Below are 17,568 nucleotides of genomic sequence, written 5' to 3'. Positions count from 1 at the left end.
TTGCGAGCGAAGCGAAGCAATCCAACGCCGAGCACGGAGCTGGATTGCTTCGTCGCTGCGCTCCTCGCAATGACGGCCTCGTTGATGTCCAACGGTTTCGACCATATCGTTCATGCGGTGCGCGATCTCGATGCGGCCGCGGATCTGTATCAGTGGCTCGGCTTCATCGTCGGCGCGCGCAACGTTCACCCCTGGGGAACACACAATCGTATTGTCCAGTTCGATCGCTTCTTCATCGAGCTGCTGACGATCGGCGAGCCCGACAAGATTCCGCCGCATCGCGACGGCGCGTTTTCGTTCGGGGCGTTTCAACGCGATTACCTGGCGGTCCGCGAAGGCCTGTCGATGCTGCTGCTGGCGAGCGACGACGCGGCAGCCGACCTGAGTCGGTTCACCGCCGCCGGCATCGCGGCCGGTGAGGTGTTCACGTTCGGACGGGAAGGGCGGCGTCCCGACGGCAGCGTGGTGAAGCTGCAGTTTTCGCTGGCGTTCGCGCGCGATGCGCTGTCGCCGCAGGCCGGCTTCGCCACCTGTCAGCATCACTACCCGGAGAATTTCTGGAATCCGGCGTTCCAGGCGCATGCCAATGGCGCGCGCGCTGCGACGGCGGTGGTGATGGTCGCCGACAATCCGACCGATCATCACATCTTCCTCGAAGCCTTCACCGGCAGCCGCGATCTGCGCTCGACGTCGATCGGCGTCACCGCGCCCACCAAGCGCGGCGAGATCGATATCGTCGAACCGGTGTCGCTGCGCGACCAATACGGCATCACGGTTCCATCCGAAGGCGAGGGCGCAAGCTTCGTCGGATTACGGATTGCCGCCGATGATCTCGGCGTGGTTGAACGGCTGCTGCAAGACCACAAGATCCCGGCGGCGCGCCATGTCGGCCGCCTGGTGGTGCCGAATGTCTGCGGCGCGACCCTGATCTTCGAACAAGGAACAGTGCGGTGAACAAGAGCATTGCGCCCGCGACCAGCGTCGTGGCGGGCAACGTCAAATTCGGCAACGCTTTGCCGCTGTCGATCATTGCCGGCCCGTGCCAGCTCGAAAGCCGTGCGCACGCGCTGGAAGTCGCATCGGCGCTGAAAGAGATCGCGACGCGGCTCGGCATCGGGCTCGTCTACAAGACCTCGTTCGACAAGGCCAACCGCACCAGCGCCGCCAGCGCCCGTGGTCTCGGCCTCGACGCCGCGCTGCCGATCTTCGCCGAGATCCGCGACAGCCTCGGCCTGCCGGTGCTGACCGACGTGCACGAGAACGAGCAATGCGCGCGCGCCGCCGAAGCGGTCGATATCCTGCAGATCCCGGCTTTCTTGTGCCGGCAGACCGACCTGCTGCTCGCGGCCGCGGCGACCGGCAAGATCGTCAACGTCAAGAAGGGGCAGTTCCTGGCGCCATGGGACATGGGCAATGTGGTGTCCAAGATCACCTACGCCGGCAACACGAAGGTGCTGGTGACCGAGCGCGGCGTATCGTTCGGCTACAACACGCTGGTGTCTGACATGCGCGCGCTGCCGATCATGGCCAAGACCACCGGCGCGCCGGTGATCTTCGATGCCACCCATTCGGTGCAGCAGCCGGGCGGCAAGGGCACCTCGTCGGGCGGCGAGCGTGAATACGTCCCGGTGCTGGCGCGCGCGGCGGTCGCGGTCGGCGTTGCCGGCGTGTTCATCGAGACCCATCCGGATCCGGATCACGCACCGTCAGATGGGCCGAACATGGTGCCGCTGCGCGAGTTCGAAGCGCTGATCAAGACGCTGATGGAATTCGACGCGCTCGCCAAGAAGCGGCCCGCGGTCGGGGCCGTTTGATGCCGTCAGCCGGTGGTGCAGCCTCCTCATCGCGGCTGCCGCCGGCGCTTAACATCATCGCTCTATCAAGCTTTGCCGCGTCGCTGTCGACGCGCGCGCTCGATCCGGTGCTGCCGCGGATCGCCGAAGAGTTCTCGGTGACGATCACCACCGCGGCGGGTCTCGCCGCGGTCACCGCGTTTACTTTCGCGGTGGTACAGCCGGCGATCGGTGCGCTCGGCGATCTGTTCGGCAAAGCGCGGCTGATGATCGTGTGCCTGGCGCTGCTCGGCTTCGCCAGCCTGCTCGGCGCGTTGTCGTCGTCGTTCACTGTGCTGTTCGTCTGCCGCATCCTCGCCGGCGTCGGCTCGGGCGGGGTGTTTCCGGTGGCGCTGGGCCTTGCCAGCGATCTCGTCACCGTCGATCGGCGTCAGGTCGCGATCGGCCGCGTGCTCGGCGGCTCGATGGCCGGCAATCTGCTCGGCGCCTCGGCCTCGGGCGTGATCGGTGATTTCCTCGGCTGGCGCGGCGTGCTGGCGATCCTCGGCGTGCTGGTGATCGTCGCCGCCATTGCGGTGGCGTTCGGCGCCCGCGGCGCCAAGATGCCGCCGCGCAGCGCCGAGATGGACCTGCCGGCGCTGCGCCGCGGCTATCGCACCATCTTCAGTAATCCCAACGCGGCGATCTGCTTCACCGCGGTGCTGATCGAAGGCACCTGCGTGATGGGCGTGTTTCCTTACGTCGCGGCGTTCCTGCATGAGCAGGGCGAGCAGAGCCTAGCGATCGCCGGCCTGGTGATCGCCGGCTTTGCGGTCGGCGGGCTGATCTACACGCTGACGGTGTCGCAATTGCTGCCGCGTCTACGTACCACCGGCATGATGATCGGCGGCGGTCTTCTGGTGGCTCTGCAGCTTGCCGCGATTATGCTCGGCCCGCATTGGCAGGCGCAGATGTTCGCCTTCGTCCTGATGGGGATGGGGTTCTACATGCTGCACGGCTGCATCCAGGTGTTCGCGTCCGAACTCACCGAGACCGCGCGCGGTACCGCGATGTCGCTGCACTCGTTTTTCTTCTTCATGGGACAGACCACCGGCCCGATCGCCTACGGCTTCGGCCTGTCGCATCTCGGCAAGACCGCAACGTTGACCCTGACCGCGCTGACCATGGCCACGCTCGGAATCGTGCTGGCCCGCATCCTCAAACCGCGGCCGCCGGCTGATGCAGTCGCTCGCGAGTTGCCACTCTAACCGCGGGACTCGGTGGCGATTGGTCCTGGTCCATCTCCGCCGGGCAATGCCAGCAGCCCTTGGAGGGTCTCACGATCACCGAGCACAGCGCGGATTTCGCGCGGGCCGAGCCAGCCGGCAGCCTCGCTATAACTTTCAGCGTCGTCGATCAGCACGCGCGCGGTCGCCAGATGCGGATCGATACGGCCGCGCCGGCGCGGAGAATGGAAGGCCAGGGCTGCGAGATGGAGCTCTCGGAGTCGTCGGTCGCTACAAAGCGCGCTCAGCGGATCGGTTGTCTGGTTTGCCTGGCAAAGACGATCGGCGAGTGCGTGCACCTGCGCCAGGATCGCCGGCGGATCGATCTGCTCCGGCGTCGTCATCAGCAACGGACGCGAGCGGGAGACACGCGTCGTCAGCAGCGCCACCGGGATCGCGAGCAGCAGGCCGACGATTACCGGCGTCATCCACAGGAGCAGTGGCCACGATACCAGCCACGCTCCGATTGCCATGGTCGCGCCCAACGCTGTCGGGAGCGCGTAGCGGCGGACGACTTCCCGCAGCGGGATCGCGCCATCGCCGCGATGCTGAACCTGCCAGCCGGCGTCGCGGCCGAGCAGGATCTCGATCACCGCGGTGGATTGAAACACCATCATCACCGGCGCGGTCAGAGCCGAGATCAGCGTTTCTAGCAGCACGCCGCCAAACGCGCGCAGGCCGCCGCCGAACTTCCTGCGGGTTTCGTTGCGCATCAGCACCAGCAATAGGGCTAGCAACTTCGGCAGGATCAACAGTCCCATCGTGCCGGCGAACACCCAGGCGGCGCGCACCGGGTCCTGCGCCGGCCAGATCGGAAACAGCGAGAAGTCCTTGGGGAAATACTCGGGGCGGACAAATTGCGCCTGCAGCGAAATCAGGATGCCGGCAATCAGAAACGCCAGCCACATCGGCGCGGTGAGATAAGCGCCAATTCCGGTGAGGAAATGCAGCCTCGACACCCAATGCAGTCCGCGGGCGGTGAGCAGCTTGCCGTGTTGCAGATTGCCCTGGCACCAGCGCCGATCGCGCGCGGCGAAATCGAGAAGTGAAGGTGGGCACTCTTCGTAGCTGCCGCGCAGCGTTGGGGCGAGGTGAATGCGCCAGCCTGCGCGGCGCATAAGCGCCGCCTCGACGAAATCGTGGCTGAGGATTTCGCCGCCGAATGGTTTGCGGCCCGCCAACGTCGGCAGCCCGGCGCTGCCCGCGAACGCCGATACTCGGATGATCGCGTTGTGGCCCCAATAGTTGCTCTCGGAGCCGTGCCACCATGCTGTGCCGGCGGCGATCATTGGCCCGTAGATGCTGCCGGCGAATTGCTGGACCCGCGCGAACAGCGTGCGCGCCTGGATCACGACCGGCAGAGTTTGGATCAATCCGACGTCGCTGTTCGTCTCCATCGCGGCGGCGATACGCACCAGCACGTCACCGGTCATCACGCTGTCGGCGTCGAGGATGACCATGAAGTCGTAGGCACCGCCGAAACGTTCGACCCAGTCGGCAATGTTGCCGGATTTGCGCGCCGTATTGTGGGGCCGGTGGCGATAGTAGAGGCGGTCCTGTGTGGCGGCGAGTTCGGCATAGCAGCGCTCTTCATCGATCCATACTGACGGATCGGTGGAGTCGCTGAGCACGAACCAGTCGAATTGTGCGCCGCGTCCGGTTTCGTCGACCGATTGCCGCGTCGCCTGCAGCCGCGCGAACACCACCGGGGCGTCTTCGTTGTAGGTCGGCAGCAGCATCGCGATCCTGGAGGAGACCGCCGGAACAGAGCCATCCGCCATGATGCCGATATCGTCGCGCCAGCCGCAGCACAGCACAGTGAAGCCGGCCAGCGCCGACACGAACGACAGTGCGACCCAGGCGAACAGCGCGGCGAACAGCACCAGCACCACGCCTTCGAGAACCGTGATGCCGCCGACCTGCAGCACCTGATACATCTCGTAGATGCCCGCCGCGGACAGCACTGCGGCCGCGACCATGATCAGCACGCGGCGCCAAGCGGCCGGCGATCTGAGGGCGGCAGCCCGGGGACTCTGCAGCAACGACTGCACCGGCATCGGCAACGGTGCGTTCGCAGGCAGCGGTTCGGCTCGGCGCGCGGTGTCGCGGCAGCCCTCGCGCCGCGGCCCGATCACGGCGTCCATCGGTACAGCCAGACTTCCGAGACCGCCGCGTCGCCCTCGCACACGACCGCCCGTAATTCGACCGGTGCTCGCGCCTGCGCGAGGTCAAAGCTGAGCCGCCAGCCGCCCATCGCCGGGTTCGGTTGGGTCACGATATTGCGGATCTCGCCCTTGTCGGCGGTGACTACGCCGCGGATCGCGGCGGCATCGACGGTCTTCAGCCGCTCGCCGGCGAGATCGAGCACGAATAATCGTTCGGTGTCGCCCCGCGCGCTGACGCCGGTCCGCACGAACCGTGCAAGCGCCTTGGGTTTCGGCGCGTCCGGTCCCCAGTGCAGGCGATAGGTGTAGATGTGTTCGCCCTTGGCGCGTAGCGGCTGCTTGGGCTCCCAGAACGCCGCGATATTGTCGTGCACCTCTTCGCGGGTGGGAATCTCGATCAGCTTGACCGCGCCATCGGTCCAGTCGCCGATCGGCTCGGCCCACAGGCTCGGCCGCAGCTCGTATCGGGATTCGAGATCTTGATAGTTGGCGAAGCTGCGTTCGCGCTGCATCAGGCCGAAGCCGCGCGGGTTGCGGTCGCCGAACGAGCTGATCTGCAGATCCTTCGGATTGCACAGCGGCCGCCACAGCTCCTCGCCGCTGCCGTTGAAGATCGCCAGCCCGTCCGAATCGTGCACCGCGGCGCGGAAGTCCGGGGTGTCGGGCGGATCGTTCGGGCCGAACAGAAACATGCTGGTCATCGGCGCCAGTCCGGCATGCTGCAGATCGACGCGCGGATACAGCGCCATCTCGACATCGAACACCGTGGTGTCACCGGGCCGGATGGTGAAGCGGTAGGCGCCGGCGACGCTCTTGCTGTCGAGCAGCGCATGTACCACCAGCGACGATGCGCCCGGAGCAGGCCGCTCGAGCCAGAATGTTTTGAACAGTGGGAATTCCTCCCCGCTCGACTGGCCGGTGTCGATCGACAGGCCGCGCGCAGAGAGCCCGTAACGCTCGCCCTTGGTGACCGCGCGAAAGTAGGCCGCTCCGAGGAAGGCGCTGACCTCGTCGTAATAATCCGCACGCTGCAGCGGCGCGTGAATCCGAAACCCCGCAAAGCCGAGATCGGCATCCGGCGGCGGCGCGACGTCGCCGAACGAGAAGTCGTCCGCGCGATACGGCACGTGGCGCGCCTTGCCATCGGCGACTTCAAAGATCGTCACCCGGTTCTTGTAGAGGAAGCCGCGGTGGAAGAACTGGACCTGAAACGGAAGGTTCTCGGCACGCCAGAGCGCACGCTCGGGTCGAAAGCGCAGCGACCGGTAGGAGTCGTAGCTGAGGTCGTTCAGCGAGGCCGGCAGCGAACCGTCGGGTGCCTCATAGGGTTTGCTCGCCAGTTCGCGCGCCAGCTTGCGCACCATCCAAGGATCGAAGTCGATCGAGGAAGAGCGGTCCGCCGCGGCGGGATCGGGCTTTGCCTGCAACAGCGGCAACGCCGCCAGCCCGGTCAGAACTTGCCGCCGGTTCAATCTCGCTTCTCCGCCTAAACATTGCAGTTCCGTTCAAACGTTCGCGAGCGCGAAAAGTTCCAATCTGTTGCGAGATGCGCGACGTTGTCGCAATGTCAATCGACGGCGCCGCCGACTTCAAGCCGATCGCACACCTCTACAAGTCGGAGGTCTATCAGCTCGCCGATCAGCTCGGCGGGCCGCGGAGATCCAGCCGCCACTGCTTGTGGACGACGCGGTGCGGCTGTAGCGGCCGCGGCAGCGTCGTCAGTGATGCGGACGATGTTCGCCACCAGAGGGGCTTTGCGGTATTGGCCAGAGCGCAAAACCGGCGACGCGGTTGATGTCGGCGAGCTTCCGCTCGGAATCGCCGTGCAGTTCAAGTGACGCCAACAATTGCATCAGCCGATGATGCACGTCGCGTGCGAGCTCGGCCGGCAGAGGCGCTTCATCGAACGCTTCGATGTAATCCTGCACGAGGTGAGATAGCACACGGCACAGACCGCGTTGTGCGGGATGGTGCTCGGCGAACTGCTCAAGCTTGTCTTGGAAGGATTTGAAGGTGTGCAAGCCGTGGTGCTGATGCGCAATCCACGAATACAAATCGTTCATGTCAGCCTCTTCAGATAGCAGAAGAAGCTGCGATTGATTACCTGTTCTTGCGCCGCTGCGCAACCCTTCGGGCGAAACACCATTCGCCGCGCCGGGACGCATAGCGTCCCCAAGTGCTAGCGCTAACCCCGCCCGCGATACGGCTGCACGCCTTGGTCGGGTACCCAGACGTCCTTCGGCAGTTTGCCGGTCTGCCAGAATACGTCGATCGGGATGCCGCCGCGCGGATACCAGTAGCCACCGATGCGCAGCCATTTCGGTTTGATTTCGATGGCGATCCGCTTGCCGATCGCCACGGTGCAGTCCTCGTGGAAAGCGCCGTGGTTGCGGAAAGAGGCGAGGTACAGCTTCAGCGATTTCGACTCGAGGAGCCACGGGCCTGGAACGTAGTCGATCACCAGATGCGCGAAGTCCGGCTGGCCGGTCACCGGGCACAGCGAGGTGAATTCCGGCGCGGTGAAGCGCGCCAGGAAGTTGGTGTCCTTCTGCGGGTTCGGCACCCGGTCGAGCTTGGCCGCTTCCGGCCGGTCGGGCCATTCGACGGCCTGGCCGAGCTGCAGGGACGGGGTGGCGGCGGATTTGCGAGGGGTTTTCGACATGGCTTGAACTTGTGGTCTCCGTTACCGCCGTCCTAGAGCATTTTCCGGGGCAGGGGAATCCGTTGCAAAACCGGTGCGTTCGCCGTTGGTCGGGCCCCATGGAGCGGGCGAGCGGCCTTTTCGTGCCCGGAGCCATGCTGTAGAAGCGGCGCAACTCCATTCCCTCCATCCGATCAAGAGGCATTCATGACCGCCATCGTCGACATCATCGGCCGCGAAATTCTCGACAGCCGCGGCAATCCGACCGTCGAAGTCGACGTGGTGCTCGAGGACGGCTCGGTAGGCCGCGCCGCGGTGCCGTCGGGCGCCTCCACTGGCGCCCATGAGGCGGTCGAGCTGCGCGACGGCGACAAGGCCCGCTATCTCGGCAAGGGCGTGCTGAAGGCGGTCGAGGCCGTCAACGGCGAGCTGTTCGACGCGCTCGGCGGCATGGATGCCGAGCAGCAGGTGCAGATCGACCAGACCATGATCGAGCTCGACGGCACCCCGAACAAGGGCCGGATCGGTGCCAATGCGATCCTGGGCGTGTCGCTCGCGGTCGCCAAGGCTGCGGCATCGTCTTACGATCTGCCGCTGTATCGCTATGTCGGCGGCACCTCGGCCCGCACCCTGCCGGTGCCGATGATGAACATCATCAATGGCGGCGCGCATGCCGACAATCCGATCGACTTCCAGGAATTCATGATCATGCCGGTCGGTGCGCCGAGCTTCGCGGAAGCGCTGCGCTATGGTTCGGAGATCTTCCACACCCTCAAGGGCGAGTTGAAGAAGGCCGGCCACAACACCAATGTCGGCGACGAGGGCGGCTTCGCGCCGAACCTGCCGTCGGCCGACGCCGCGCTCGACTTCGTGCTGTCGGCGATCGGCAAGGCGGGCTTCAAGGCCGGCGAAGATGTCATGATCGCGCTCGATCCGGCGTCGACCGAGTTCTTCAAGAACGGCAAGTATGTCTATGAAGCGGAAGGCCGCAGCCTCGGTCCGCAGGAGCAGGCCAAGTATCTCGCCGATCTGGTGTCGCGTTATCCGATCGTGTCGATCGAAGACGGCATGGCCGAGGACGACATGGAAGGCTGGAAGGCGATCACCGATCTGATCGGCGACAAATGCCAGCTCGTCGGCGACGATTTGTTCGTCACCAACGTCTCGCGCCTCGCCGACGGCATCAAGGCCGGCCGCGCCAACTCGATCCTGATCAAGGTCAATCAGATCGGTACGCTGACCGAAACGCTGGCCGCCGTCGAGATGGCGCACAAGGCCGGCTATACTGCGGTGATGTCGCATCGCTCGGGCGAGACCGAGGACTCCACCATCGCCGACCTCGCGGTCGCCACCAATTGCGGGCAAATCAAGACCGGCTCGCTGGCCCGCGCCGACCGCACCTCGAAGTACAACCAGTTGCTGCGCATCGAGCAGGAGCTCGGCGCGAGCGCATACTTCCCCGGCAGGGCGGCGCTGAAGGCGTTCCGCTGAACTAGAACCGCGTCATTGCGAGCGAAGCGAAGCAATCCAGAGTCCGGGTGTCGGAACTGGATTGCTTCGTCGCTTCGCTCCTCGCAATGACGGATAGGTTATCAGCGCGGCCTTGAACCCTGCGCGCGGCTGCCCCAAGGTGCGGCCGCGATGACAACAAGCAGGGAGACGACGCGTGAGTGAAACCACCGGACTGCAACTGCGTTCGCTGATCAAGGCGAGCGGCGACCTCGAAGTTTCGCTGGTGCCGGTGAGCATTCCCGAGCCCGGCCCCGACGAGGTCGTGGTCCGGGTCGAAGCCACCCCGATCAATCCCTCCGATCTCGGCCTGCTGTTCGGCGCCGCCGACATGTCGAGCGCCAAGGCCTCCGGAACGCCGGACGCGCCGGTGATCACCGCCAAGGTGCCCGAAGCCGCCATGAAGGCGATGGCGGGCCGGCTCGACGAGTCGATGCCGGTCGGCAATGAAGGCGCCGGCACGGTGATCAAGGCCGGCAGCTCGGATGCGGCGCAGGCGCTGCTCGGCAAGACCGTGGCGATGATCGGCGGCGCGATGTACGCGCAGTATCGCCTGATCAAAGCGGCCGACTGCCTGAAGCTGGCCGACGGCACCACCGCAGCCGAAGGCGCCTCGTGCTTCGTCAATCCGCTGACCGCGCTCGGTATGACCGCGACGATGAAGCGCGAGGGCCACAAGGCGCTGGTGCACACCGCCGCGGCGTCGAACCTCGGCCAGATGCTGAACCGGATCTGCCTCAAGGACGGCATCGATCTGGTCAACATCGTCCGCAGCGAGGCGCAGGCCAAGCTGCTCCGCGACATCGGCGCCAAGTACGTGGTCGACTCCACGGCGCCGACCTTCCTCGATGATCTCACCGACGCGCTGGTCAAGACGGGGGCCACCATCGCGTTCGACGCGATCGGCGGCGGCCGGCTTGCAGGCCAAATCCTGAGCTGCATGGAAGCCGCGATCGGCAAGACCGCGACCGGACCGTACAGCCGCTATGGGTCGAACGTGCTGAAGCAGGTGTACATCTACGGCAGCCTCGATACCAAGCCGACCGAGATCGTCCGCAATTTCGGCTTCGCCTGGGCGGCCGGCGGCTGGCTTCTGTTCCCGTTCCTGCAGAAGATCGGTGCGGCCGATGCGGCCAAGCTCCGCGCCCGCGTCGCCGCCGAGCTCAAGACCACCTTCGCCAGCCACTACACCAAGGTCGTGTCGCTGAAGGAAGCTCTGACCCTCGACGCCATCGCCGCCTACAACAAGCGCGCCACCGGCGAGAAGTACCTGATCGATCCGACCAAATAATCGCCGCGATCGCCTGCGAAACATGCTGGCTCTGGTTGAGAACAAGAGTTAGTCTCAACCAGAGCGGCAAGCAGGGAAAGCAGCATGGATCAGATGGCTGAGCAGCGTCCGTCGGAACTGGCGGAGGCGACCGCTGCGTTGATCAACCACATCGTCGGTGCGATCGAGGCGGCCGCTGTGGTGATGGAGCCGTTCTATCACCTCGAATTTGTCGGGATCTTTCCCGCGCTGGTGTACGCGGCGATGCTTCAGGCGCTGCCGCGCAACACCGACTACCGGCCGATGCACGGCCGCAGCAAAGGCAACGATCTCGCCGACGGCACCCATACCCGCGTGAAGATCGATTTGTTTCCCGAGTACATCCGGCACCTGCCGCCGCAGCAGCGCTCCGTCTGGCGCATGGTCGGAGATGCGCTGTGTTCAGAGCCGGTGAAAAACGCATTCCGCCGCAAGCTGGCGCCGGCGCTGGAGAAGCGATTTGGCCCGGACGCGCAGGACGTCGGGATGTTTCCGATCCCGATCCTGACCCGCGATGTGCCCGGCTATAAGATTACGCCGCATACCGACACGCATTGGAAGGGCATCACCGTGCAGCTGTATCTGCCGCGGGACGAAGCCCACACCGACATCGGCACGATCTTCCATGACGTCTTGCCGGACGGGTCGATGCCGAAAGCGCGGCAGATGAAGTTCGCGCCGAATTCTGGCTACGCGTTTGCGGTCGACAAGCACACTTGGCATTCAGCCGACACCGTGCCTGCAGGCGTTGAGACGCGGGACAGCATTCTGCTGACCTATTTCGTCGATCAGGGCGTTCTCAAGGTGCTGCGCAATCGCGGCAAGCGGCTCGGCAACTTCCTGCTCAACGAAATCCGCGCGCGGACGTGATACACTTCGTCATTGCGAGGCGGCGTAGCCGACGAAGCAATCCAGCGGGCAGTGCGCTGGATTCCTGGATTGCTTCGCTTCGCTCGCAATGACGCTGGATGAGCTCACCGCTCCGCGGTCGCCAGCTTGGCGCCGAGCGCGACGAAGGCGGCGGCGAAGCTGCGCCGGAGCCAGGTCATGACTTGCGGCCGGGTGATGACGTGGTCGCGCAGCCACGCAGCGAACAGGCCGTAGATCACGAACACCGCGAACGTCATCAGCATGAAGATGCCGCTGAGCTCGATCATCCGGCCGAGCGGATGGGTGTCATCGGCCGAGACGAACTGCGGCAGGAAGGCGAGGAAGAAGATCGACAGCTTCGGATTGAGGATGTTGATCAGCACGCCGGTCACCGTCATCTGCAACGCCGAGGGGGCTCCGACGTCGCTATCGACGCTGAGCGGTCCGCGCTCGCCGAGCGTCTTCCACGCCATGTACAGCAGATAGGCGACACCGAGATATTTGAACAGCTGGAACGCCACCGCGCTGGTGTGGAGCAGGGCGGCGAGGCCGAGGATCGCCGCCGCCATGTGCGGCACGATGCCGATGGTCGAGCCGAACGCTGCGATGGCGCTGGCCCGCGGCCCGCGCGACAGCCCGGTGGCCACCGTGTAGAGCACGCCGGTTCCGGGCGAGGCGACCACGATCAGCGAGGTGATGAGAAATTCGGCGGTCACCATTGCACGCTCCGCTCCTGCCAGACACTTGCAATTTGCCTCGCACCCCTGAAACAGTGCGCGCCAACAGACATAACACGAAATCGGAGACCGCAATGGGTGGACCGCTCGCCGGCATCAAAGTGATCGAGATCGCGCAGGCGATCGCCGGGCCAATGGCCGGTATGATCCTCGGCGACATGGGCGCCGAAGTGATCAAGGTCGAGAAGCACGACGGCGGCGACGATGCCCGGCACTGGGGCCCGCCCTTCATCGACGGCGACTCTCTGCTGTTTCACACCTACAACCGCAACAAGCGCTCGGTGACTCTGGACATCAAGGACCCGGACGATGTCGCGCGGCTCAAACGGCTCGTCCAGGATGCGGACATCCTGATCCAGAACCTGCGCTCCGGCGTGGTCGCGTCGTGCGGCATCGGGCCGGACGTGATGTGCGCGGTCAATCCGCGGCTGATCTATTGCTCGGTCTGGGCGTTCGGCAAAGCCGGTCCGCTGAGCAAGGAGCCGGGCTTCGATCCGCTGCTGCAGGCCTATGGCGGGGTGATGTCGCTCACCGGCGGTCCCGAGCATCCGCCGACCTTCTGCGCACCGCCGATCAACGATCGCGCCACTGCGCAGTGGTGCGTGATCGGCGCGCTGGCAGCGCTGCAGCAGCGCCACGTCACCGGCAAAGGCTGCGTGATCGACACCTCGCTGTTCGACACGGCGGTCGGCTGGGTCGACATGTCGCTCAGCGGCTATCTGCTCGACGGCGAGCCGCCGGCCCGCCATGGCACCGCCAGCGGCACGCTGGCGCCGTATCAGGTGTTCGAGACCGCCGACCGTCCGATCGTGATCGCCGCCGGCAACGACCGGTTGTTCGCGCGCTGTGCCGCCGTGCTCGGCCATCCGGAGTGGAGCGCCGACCAGCGCTTTGCGCGGGTGCGCGACCGGCAGGCGCATCGGCCCGTATTGATCCCGTTGATGCAGGAGGTGCTGAGAACCCGCGGCGCCGCCGATTGGCTCGCGGACTTCAAGAACGCGGGCGTGCCGGTGAGTCCGGTCAATGACATTCCCGAGCTCGCCGCCACCGAGCAGCTCGCCACGGCCGATCTGCTGCGCACGATGCCGGACACCGGCCTCAAGGTCGCCGGCCTGCCGATCCTGTTCGACGGCCAGCGGCCTGATCCCGAACTCGCCACGCCCAAGCTCGGCGCGCACAACCATGAGGTGCTGGGTAACCGCGCTGCGGCCGAATAGGCGGCGCGCGCACCGAGTTAGGTGAGGGGACCATCAAAACCGCGTCATCGCCACACGACTGTCGCATGTTGCGCTTTCTCCGTCATCGCGGCGGGCTAGGCTCGCCGCGACTGTTCATGGCTTACGGAGGATTTTGAATGGCCCCACCATATCGCGTCGCCGCCGTCGTCGGTAGTTTGCGCAAGCAGGCGTATTCGCTGCGCACCGCGCAGGCCCTGAGCAAGCTCGCGCCGGACACTCTGAAGCTGGACATCGTCACGCTGCACGGCCTGTCGATGTACAACCAGGATCTCGAGACCGACGCGCCGCCTGCCGACTGGACCGCGTTCCGCGACAGCATCAAGGCCTCTGATGCGGTGCTGTTCGTGACGCCGGAATACAACCGCTCGATTCCGGGCGTGCTGAAGAACGCCATCGACGTCGGTTCGCGTCCGTACGGCAAGAGCTGCTTCGACAAGAAGCCGGCCGGCGTGCTGTCGAATTCGCCCGGTGCGATCGGCGGCTTCGGCGCCAACCACCATTTGCGGCAGTGCCTGGTGTTTCTCAACATGCCGACGCTGCAGCAGCCGGAGGCTTATGTCGGCGGCATCGGCGATGCGTTCGGCGAGGACGGTGCGCTGGTCAAGGATTCGCTCCGCGAGTTCCTGCAGAAGTACATCGACGCCTTCGCCGGCTTCGTCGCCCAGCAGTACAAATAGCGCCAGACCTGTCCCGCCGGTTGTAAAGCTGGCGGGACAGTCGCTGCGTTAGCCGCGCGTTAACCGCGCTGTCCCATGGTCCGGCCATGGTCACCCGCAGTCGCCTCAAATCGATCCTCGCCGGCATCGCGCTGTACGCGATCGCTGCGGCCGTGATCGGCTATTTCGGCGTCAATGCCTACACCGGCCGCTACGGCCTGACCGCGCAGCAGGAGCTCGACCAGGAAATCACCGCGCTCACTGCGGAACTGGTGCAACTGCGTCAGCAGCGCGCCGAGGCCGAGCAGCGTGTCTCGCTGCTGCGCTCCGACCGGATCGACCCGGATATGCTCGACGAGCGCGTGCGCTATCAGCTCGACTTCGCCAATCCGGCGGACTTGGTGCGGATGCTGCCCGAGCGCTGAGTGCGCAAATTCCAAAAATCTGGACGAACGATTTCGAAAGTTTCGTGTCGCTGCACTGCGGCATATTGATTTGCGCGCAGCGACATAGCGATCCTTTCAAGCCGCTATAAGTTACGATAGAGAGGCTCATCTCATCTCTAATCGGAATCGCCATGGCCGCACCCAAGAAGAGCGCCGCGAAGGAAACAGCACAGGACAATGCTGGAGGAGCGTCACCATCGAACGTGCCGCCTTTCACCAAGGAACAGGAGCTCGGCGCTTTTCGAGAAATGCTGCTGATCCGCCGCTTCGAAGAGAAGGCCGGTCAGCTCTACGGCATGGGTGCGATCGGCGGTTTCTGTCATCTCTATATCGGTCAGGAAGCCGTCGTCGTCGGCATGCAGATGGCGCTGCGCGAAGGTGATCAGGTGATCACCGGTTATCGCGATCACGGCCACATGCTCGCCTGCGGCATGGACGCCAACGGTGTGATGGCCGAACTCACCGGACGCCGCGGCGGCTACTCCAAGGGCAAGGGTGGCTCGATGCACATGTTCAGCCGGGAGAAGAGTTTCTTCGGCGGACACGGCATCGTCGGTGCGCAAGTCTCGCTCGGCACCGGCATCGCCTTCGCCAACCGCTATCGCGGCGATGGCCGCGTCTGCCTCGCTTATTTCGGCGACGGCGCCGCCAATCAGGGCCAGGTGTACGAGAGCTTCAACATGGCGGAGCTGTGGAAGCTCCCCGTGGTGTACGTGATCGAGAACAACCGCTACGCGATGGGCACCTCGGTGACGCGCTCTTCGGCGCAGACCGATTTCTCCAAGCGCGGCGTGTCGTTCAACATTCCGGGCGAGCAGGTCGACGGCATGGACGTGCGTGCGGTGAAGGCCGCCGGCGACAAGGCGGTTGCACATTGCCGCGCCGGCAACGGCCCGTTCATCCTCGAAATGCAGACCTATCGCTATCGCGGTCACTCGATGTCGGACCCGGCGAAGTATCGGTCGCGCGAAGAGGTCGACAAGATCCGTAACGATCAGGATCCGATCGAACAGGTTCGCAAGCGTCTGCTCGCGCTCGACATGACCGAAGACGATCTCAAGGCGATCGATGCCGAGGTGCGCAAGGTCGTCAATGAGTCGGCGGACTTCGCCCAGCACGATCCCGAGCCTGATCCGTCCGAACTGTACACCGATGTGTATCGCTGATCCCCGCCTTGCCGTGTCGCGGCTGCTTCCCGCCTGACTGAATGACTGCGGAGCCCCAATGCCAATCCAAGTTCTGATGCCCGCGCTGTCGCCGACCATGGAGAAGGGCAACCTGTCGAAATGGCTCAAGAAGGAAGGCGACAAAGTCAAAAGCGGTGACGTCATCGCCGAGATCGAGACCGACAAGGCGACCATGGAAGTCGAAGCCGCCGACGAAGGCACGCTCGGCAAGATCCTGATCCCCGAAGGTACCAACGACGTCGCGGTCAACACGCCGATCGCCACCATTCTCGGTGACGGCGAAAGCGCGGCCGACGCCGACAAAGCGTCGGACCCTGCCGTGCAGAACAAGGCCTCGCAATCGGCTCCGCCGGCAGCGGAGCCTGAAGCCGCGCAGGCCAAGTCCGCAGCGGCGCCCGCGCAGCACGCGCCAGAAGCACCGACGGTGTCGGCCGCCGCTGATCCGGATATTCCGGCCGGCACCGAGATGGTGACGGTGACGGTCCGCGAAGCGCTGCGCGATGCGATGGCGGAGGAAATGCGCCGCGATCCCGACGTGTTCGTGATGGGCGAAGAGGTCGCCGAGTATCAGGGCGCCTACAAGGTCACGCAGGGACTACTGCAGGAATTCGGCGACCGCCGCGTGATCGACACCCCGATCACCGAGCACGGCTTCGCCGGCGTCGGCGTCGGTGCCGGCTTTGCCGGGTTGAAGCCGATCGTCGAGTTCATGACCTTCAACTTCGCCATGCAGGCGATCGATCAGATCATCAACTCGGCGGCGAAGACGCTTTACATGTCGGGCGGCCAGCTCGGCTGCTCGATCGTGTTCCGCGGCCCGAACGGCGCCGCCTCGCGCGTCGCCGCGCAGCACAGCCAGGACTACTCGGCCTGGTACGCGCAGATCCCCGGCCTCAAAGTGGTGGCGCCGTATTCGGCCGCCGACGCCAAGGGCCTGCTCAAGGCGGCGATCCGCGATCCCAATCCGGTGATATTCCTCGAGCACGAGATGCTGTACGGCCAGCACGGCGAAGTGCCGAAGCTCGACGACTACGTGATCCCGATCGGTAGGGCGCGCATCGTCCGCGAGGGCAAGGATGTCACGCTGATCTCGTGGTCGCACGGCATGACCTACACGCTGAAGGCCGCCGACGAGCTGGCGAAGGACGGCATCTCGGCCGAAGTGATCGACCTGCGCACGCTGCGTCCGCTCGACACCGAAACGATCATCGCCTCGGTGAAGAAGACCGGGCGCGCTGTGACGATCGAAGAGGGCTGGCAGCAGAACGGCGTCGGCGCCGAACTCTCCGCCCGGATCATGGAGCACGCGTTCGATTACTTGGACGCGCCGGTGACGCGCGTATCCGGCAAGGACGTGCCGATGCCGTATGCCGCCAATCTCGAAAAGCTGGCACTGCCCAGCGTCGCCGAGGTGGTCGAGGCCGCCAAAGCCGTCTGCTATCGGTGAGCCTATGACCGGACCCAAGCAACAGCCGCTGCCGCCCGACGTCGCAAACCGCGAAGACGCGATCGAGGTGCTGCGCGCCTTCGTGCTCGACGGCGGTCTGTCGATCGCATTCATGCGCGCGTTCGAAGATCCGGAGATGTGGGGGCTGCTGCTGGTCGACATCGCCCGCCACGCCGCGCGCGCCTATGCGCGCGAGAGCGAATACACCGAGGACGAGGCGCTGGAGCGCATCGTCGAGATGTTCGAGGCCGAGCTGTCGCGCCCGACCGACACCGGCGCCACCACCGAACGGCCGCAGTAAGGTT

Annotated in this window: 17 protein-coding genes; 12 read left to right on the top strand and 5 right to left on the bottom strand. The window is 65.1% G+C overall.

The window, feature by feature from the left end; translation table 11 throughout:
* The first annotated feature begins 84 nt into the window (after nt 1–84).
* The 3 genes from LRC39_RS14515 to LRC39_RS14505 are packed head-to-tail and all read left to right on the top strand — an operon-like array spanning nt 85 to nt 3,040.
* Nucleotides 85–954, top strand: a complete 870-nt coding sequence (locus LRC39_RS14515) for a VOC family protein (protein ID WP_346294759.1) — start codon at nt 85–87, stop codon at nt 952–954.
* Nucleotides 951–1,814 carry a 3-deoxy-8-phosphooctulonate synthase gene (gene kdsA, locus LRC39_RS14510; RefSeq protein WP_107355876.1) on the top strand — a complete coding sequence of 288 codons (864 nt, stop codon included), beginning with the start codon at nt 951–953 and terminating at the stop codon, nt 1,812–1,814. Before LRC39_RS14515 ends, kdsA begins: the two co-directional genes overlap by 4 nt.
* Nucleotides 1,814–3,040 carry an MFS transporter gene (locus tag LRC39_RS14505; RefSeq protein ID WP_346294758.1) on the top strand — a complete coding sequence of 409 codons (1,227 nt, stop codon included), beginning with the start codon at nt 1,814–1,816 and terminating at the stop codon, nt 3,038–3,040. The genes kdsA and LRC39_RS14505 overlap by 1 nt, the downstream gene beginning before the upstream one ends.
* Here the strand turns inward: LRC39_RS14505 and mdoH are convergent.
* The 4 genes from mdoH to queF all read right to left on the bottom strand — a co-directional run bounded on the left by mdoH (nt 3,037) and on the right by queF (nt 7,885).
* A complete protein-coding gene (gene mdoH / locus LRC39_RS14500; protein WP_346294757.1) occupies nt 3,037–5,202 on the bottom strand; it encodes a glucans biosynthesis glucosyltransferase MdoH in 2,166 nt (721 codons plus the stop codon). The two genes, LRC39_RS14505 and mdoH, sit on opposite strands and share 4 nt — an antisense overlap.
* Nucleotides 5,190–6,695, bottom strand: coding sequence for a glucan biosynthesis protein G (locus tag LRC39_RS14495; protein WP_346294756.1), 1,506 nt, complete (start codon nt 6,693–6,695; stop codon nt 5,190–5,192). Before LRC39_RS14495 ends, mdoH begins: the two co-directional genes overlap by 13 nt.
* Nucleotides 6,696–6,941: 246 nt before the next feature.
* Nucleotides 6,942–7,286 (bottom strand): hypothetical protein, encoded by a 345-nt coding sequence (locus LRC39_RS14490; protein ID WP_346294755.1) that lies wholly within the window; start codon nt 7,284–7,286, stop codon nt 6,942–6,944.
* A gap of 122 nt (nt 7,287–7,408) precedes the next feature.
* Nucleotides 7,409–7,885 carry a preQ(1) synthase gene (gene queF / locus LRC39_RS14485; RefSeq protein WP_346294754.1) on the bottom strand — a complete coding sequence of 159 codons (477 nt, stop codon included), beginning with the start codon at nt 7,883–7,885 and terminating at the stop codon, nt 7,409–7,411.
* A gap of 186 nt (nt 7,886–8,071) precedes the next feature.
* Here queF and eno point away from each other — a divergent pair, with 186 nt between their 5' ends.
* The 3 genes from eno to LRC39_RS14470 all read left to right on the top strand — a co-directional run bounded on the left by eno (nt 8,072) and on the right by LRC39_RS14470 (nt 11,552).
* Nucleotides 8,072–9,355: a phosphopyruvate hydratase gene (gene eno / locus LRC39_RS14480; protein ID WP_346294753.1), complete on the top strand. Its 1,284-nt coding sequence runs from the start codon at nt 8,072–8,074 to the stop codon at nt 9,353–9,355.
* Between the two features lie 175 nt (nt 9,356–9,530).
* Complete coding sequence (locus tag LRC39_RS14475) at nt 9,531–10,664, top strand: zinc-binding dehydrogenase (protein ID WP_346294752.1); 1,134 nt, start codon at nt 9,531–9,533, stop codon at nt 10,662–10,664.
* Between the two features lie 84 nt (nt 10,665–10,748).
* A complete protein-coding gene (locus LRC39_RS14470) occupies nt 10,749–11,552 on the top strand; it encodes a hypothetical protein (RefSeq protein WP_107355868.1) in 804 nt (267 codons plus the stop codon).
* A gap of 104 nt (nt 11,553–11,656) precedes the next feature.
* Here the strand turns inward: LRC39_RS14470 and LRC39_RS14465 are convergent, their stop codons facing one another.
* Complete coding sequence (locus LRC39_RS14465) at nt 11,657–12,271, bottom strand: LysE family translocator (RefSeq protein ID WP_346294751.1); 615 nt, start codon at nt 12,269–12,271, stop codon at nt 11,657–11,659.
* A gap of 92 nt (nt 12,272–12,363) precedes the next feature.
* Here LRC39_RS14465 and LRC39_RS14460 point away from each other — a divergent pair, with 92 nt between their 5' ends.
* From LRC39_RS14460 to LRC39_RS14435, 6 genes are all read left to right on the top strand, one after another.
* A complete protein-coding gene (locus tag LRC39_RS14460) occupies nt 12,364–13,506 on the top strand; it encodes a CaiB/BaiF CoA transferase family protein (protein WP_346294750.1) in 1,143 nt (380 codons plus the stop codon).
* A gap of 137 nt (nt 13,507–13,643) precedes the next feature.
* Nucleotides 13,644–14,204 (top strand): NADPH-dependent FMN reductase, encoded by a 561-nt coding sequence (locus tag LRC39_RS14455; RefSeq protein ID WP_107344771.1) that lies wholly within the window; start codon nt 13,644–13,646, stop codon nt 14,202–14,204.
* Nucleotides 14,205–14,290: 86 nt separating this feature from the next.
* Nucleotides 14,291–14,608 carry an FtsB family cell division protein gene (locus LRC39_RS14450; RefSeq protein WP_107344770.1) on the top strand — a complete coding sequence of 106 codons (318 nt, stop codon included), beginning with the start codon at nt 14,291–14,293 and terminating at the stop codon, nt 14,606–14,608.
* A 152-nt stretch (nt 14,609–14,760) separates the two neighbouring features.
* Nucleotides 14,761–15,795, top strand: a complete 1,035-nt coding sequence (pdhA, locus tag LRC39_RS14445) for a pyruvate dehydrogenase (acetyl-transferring) E1 component subunit alpha (protein ID WP_264052424.1) — start codon at nt 14,761–14,763, stop codon at nt 15,793–15,795.
* Nucleotides 15,796–15,853: 58 nt separating this feature from the next.
* Nucleotides 15,854–17,263, top strand: coding sequence for a pyruvate dehydrogenase complex E1 component subunit beta (locus LRC39_RS14440; protein ID WP_346294749.1), 1,410 nt, complete (start codon nt 15,854–15,856; stop codon nt 17,261–17,263).
* Nucleotides 17,264–17,267: 4 nt separating this feature from the next.
* Nucleotides 17,268–17,564: a DUF5076 domain-containing protein gene (locus tag LRC39_RS14435; protein ID WP_107344767.1), complete on the top strand. Its 297-nt coding sequence runs from the start codon at nt 17,268–17,270 to the stop codon at nt 17,562–17,564.
* The last annotated feature ends 4 nt before the right edge of the window (nt 17,565–17,568 follow it).

Source organism: Rhodopseudomonas sp. P1 (genome assembly GCF_039642825.1).
Lineage (GTDB): Bacteria > Pseudomonadota > Alphaproteobacteria > Rhizobiales > Xanthobacteraceae > Rhodopseudomonas > Rhodopseudomonas palustris_H.
This window is presented reverse-complemented; position numbering and strand designations above follow the sequence as displayed.

What these genes read in the sequence shown, in the direction of transcription:
- mdoH (WP_346294757.1), bottom strand. Translation starts at nt 5,202, where the DNA reads ATGGACGCCGTGATCGGGCCGCGGCGCGAGGGCTGCCGCGACACCGCG.
- LRC39_RS14455 (WP_107344771.1), top strand. Translation starts at nt 13,644, where the DNA reads ATGGCCCCACCATATCGCGTCGCCGCCGTCGTCGGTAGTTTGCGCAAG.
- LRC39_RS14505 (WP_346294758.1), top strand. Translation starts at nt 1,814, where the DNA reads ATGCCGTCAGCCGGTGGTGCAGCCTCCTCATCGCGGCTGCCGCCGGCG.
- LRC39_RS14465 (WP_346294751.1), bottom strand. Translation starts at nt 12,271, where the DNA reads ATGGTGACCGCCGAATTTCTCATCACCTCGCTGATCGTGGTCGCCTCG.
- LRC39_RS14440 (WP_346294749.1), top strand. Translation starts at nt 15,854, where the DNA reads ATGCCAATCCAAGTTCTGATGCCCGCGCTGTCGCCGACCATGGAGAAG.
- LRC39_RS14450 (WP_107344770.1), top strand. Translation starts at nt 14,291, where the DNA reads ATGGTCACCCGCAGTCGCCTCAAATCGATCCTCGCCGGCATCGCGCTG.
- LRC39_RS14470 (WP_107355868.1), top strand. Translation starts at nt 10,749, where the DNA reads ATGGATCAGATGGCTGAGCAGCGTCCGTCGGAACTGGCGGAGGCGACC.
- pdhA (WP_264052424.1), top strand. Translation starts at nt 14,761, where the DNA reads ATGGCCGCACCCAAGAAGAGCGCCGCGAAGGAAACAGCACAGGACAAT.
- LRC39_RS14460 (WP_346294750.1), top strand. Translation starts at nt 12,364, where the DNA reads ATGGGTGGACCGCTCGCCGGCATCAAAGTGATCGAGATCGCGCAGGCG.
- queF (WP_346294754.1), bottom strand. Translation starts at nt 7,885, where the DNA reads ATGTCGAAAACCCCTCGCAAATCCGCCGCCACCCCGTCCCTGCAGCTC.
- LRC39_RS14435 (WP_107344767.1), top strand. Translation starts at nt 17,268, where the DNA reads ATGACCGGACCCAAGCAACAGCCGCTGCCGCCCGACGTCGCAAACCGC.
- eno (WP_346294753.1), top strand. Translation starts at nt 8,072, where the DNA reads ATGACCGCCATCGTCGACATCATCGGCCGCGAAATTCTCGACAGCCGC.
- LRC39_RS14490 (WP_346294755.1), bottom strand. Translation starts at nt 7,286, where the DNA reads ATGAACGATTTGTATTCGTGGATTGCGCATCAGCACCACGGCTTGCAC.
- LRC39_RS14515 (WP_346294759.1), top strand. Translation starts at nt 85, where the DNA reads ATGTCCAACGGTTTCGACCATATCGTTCATGCGGTGCGCGATCTCGAT.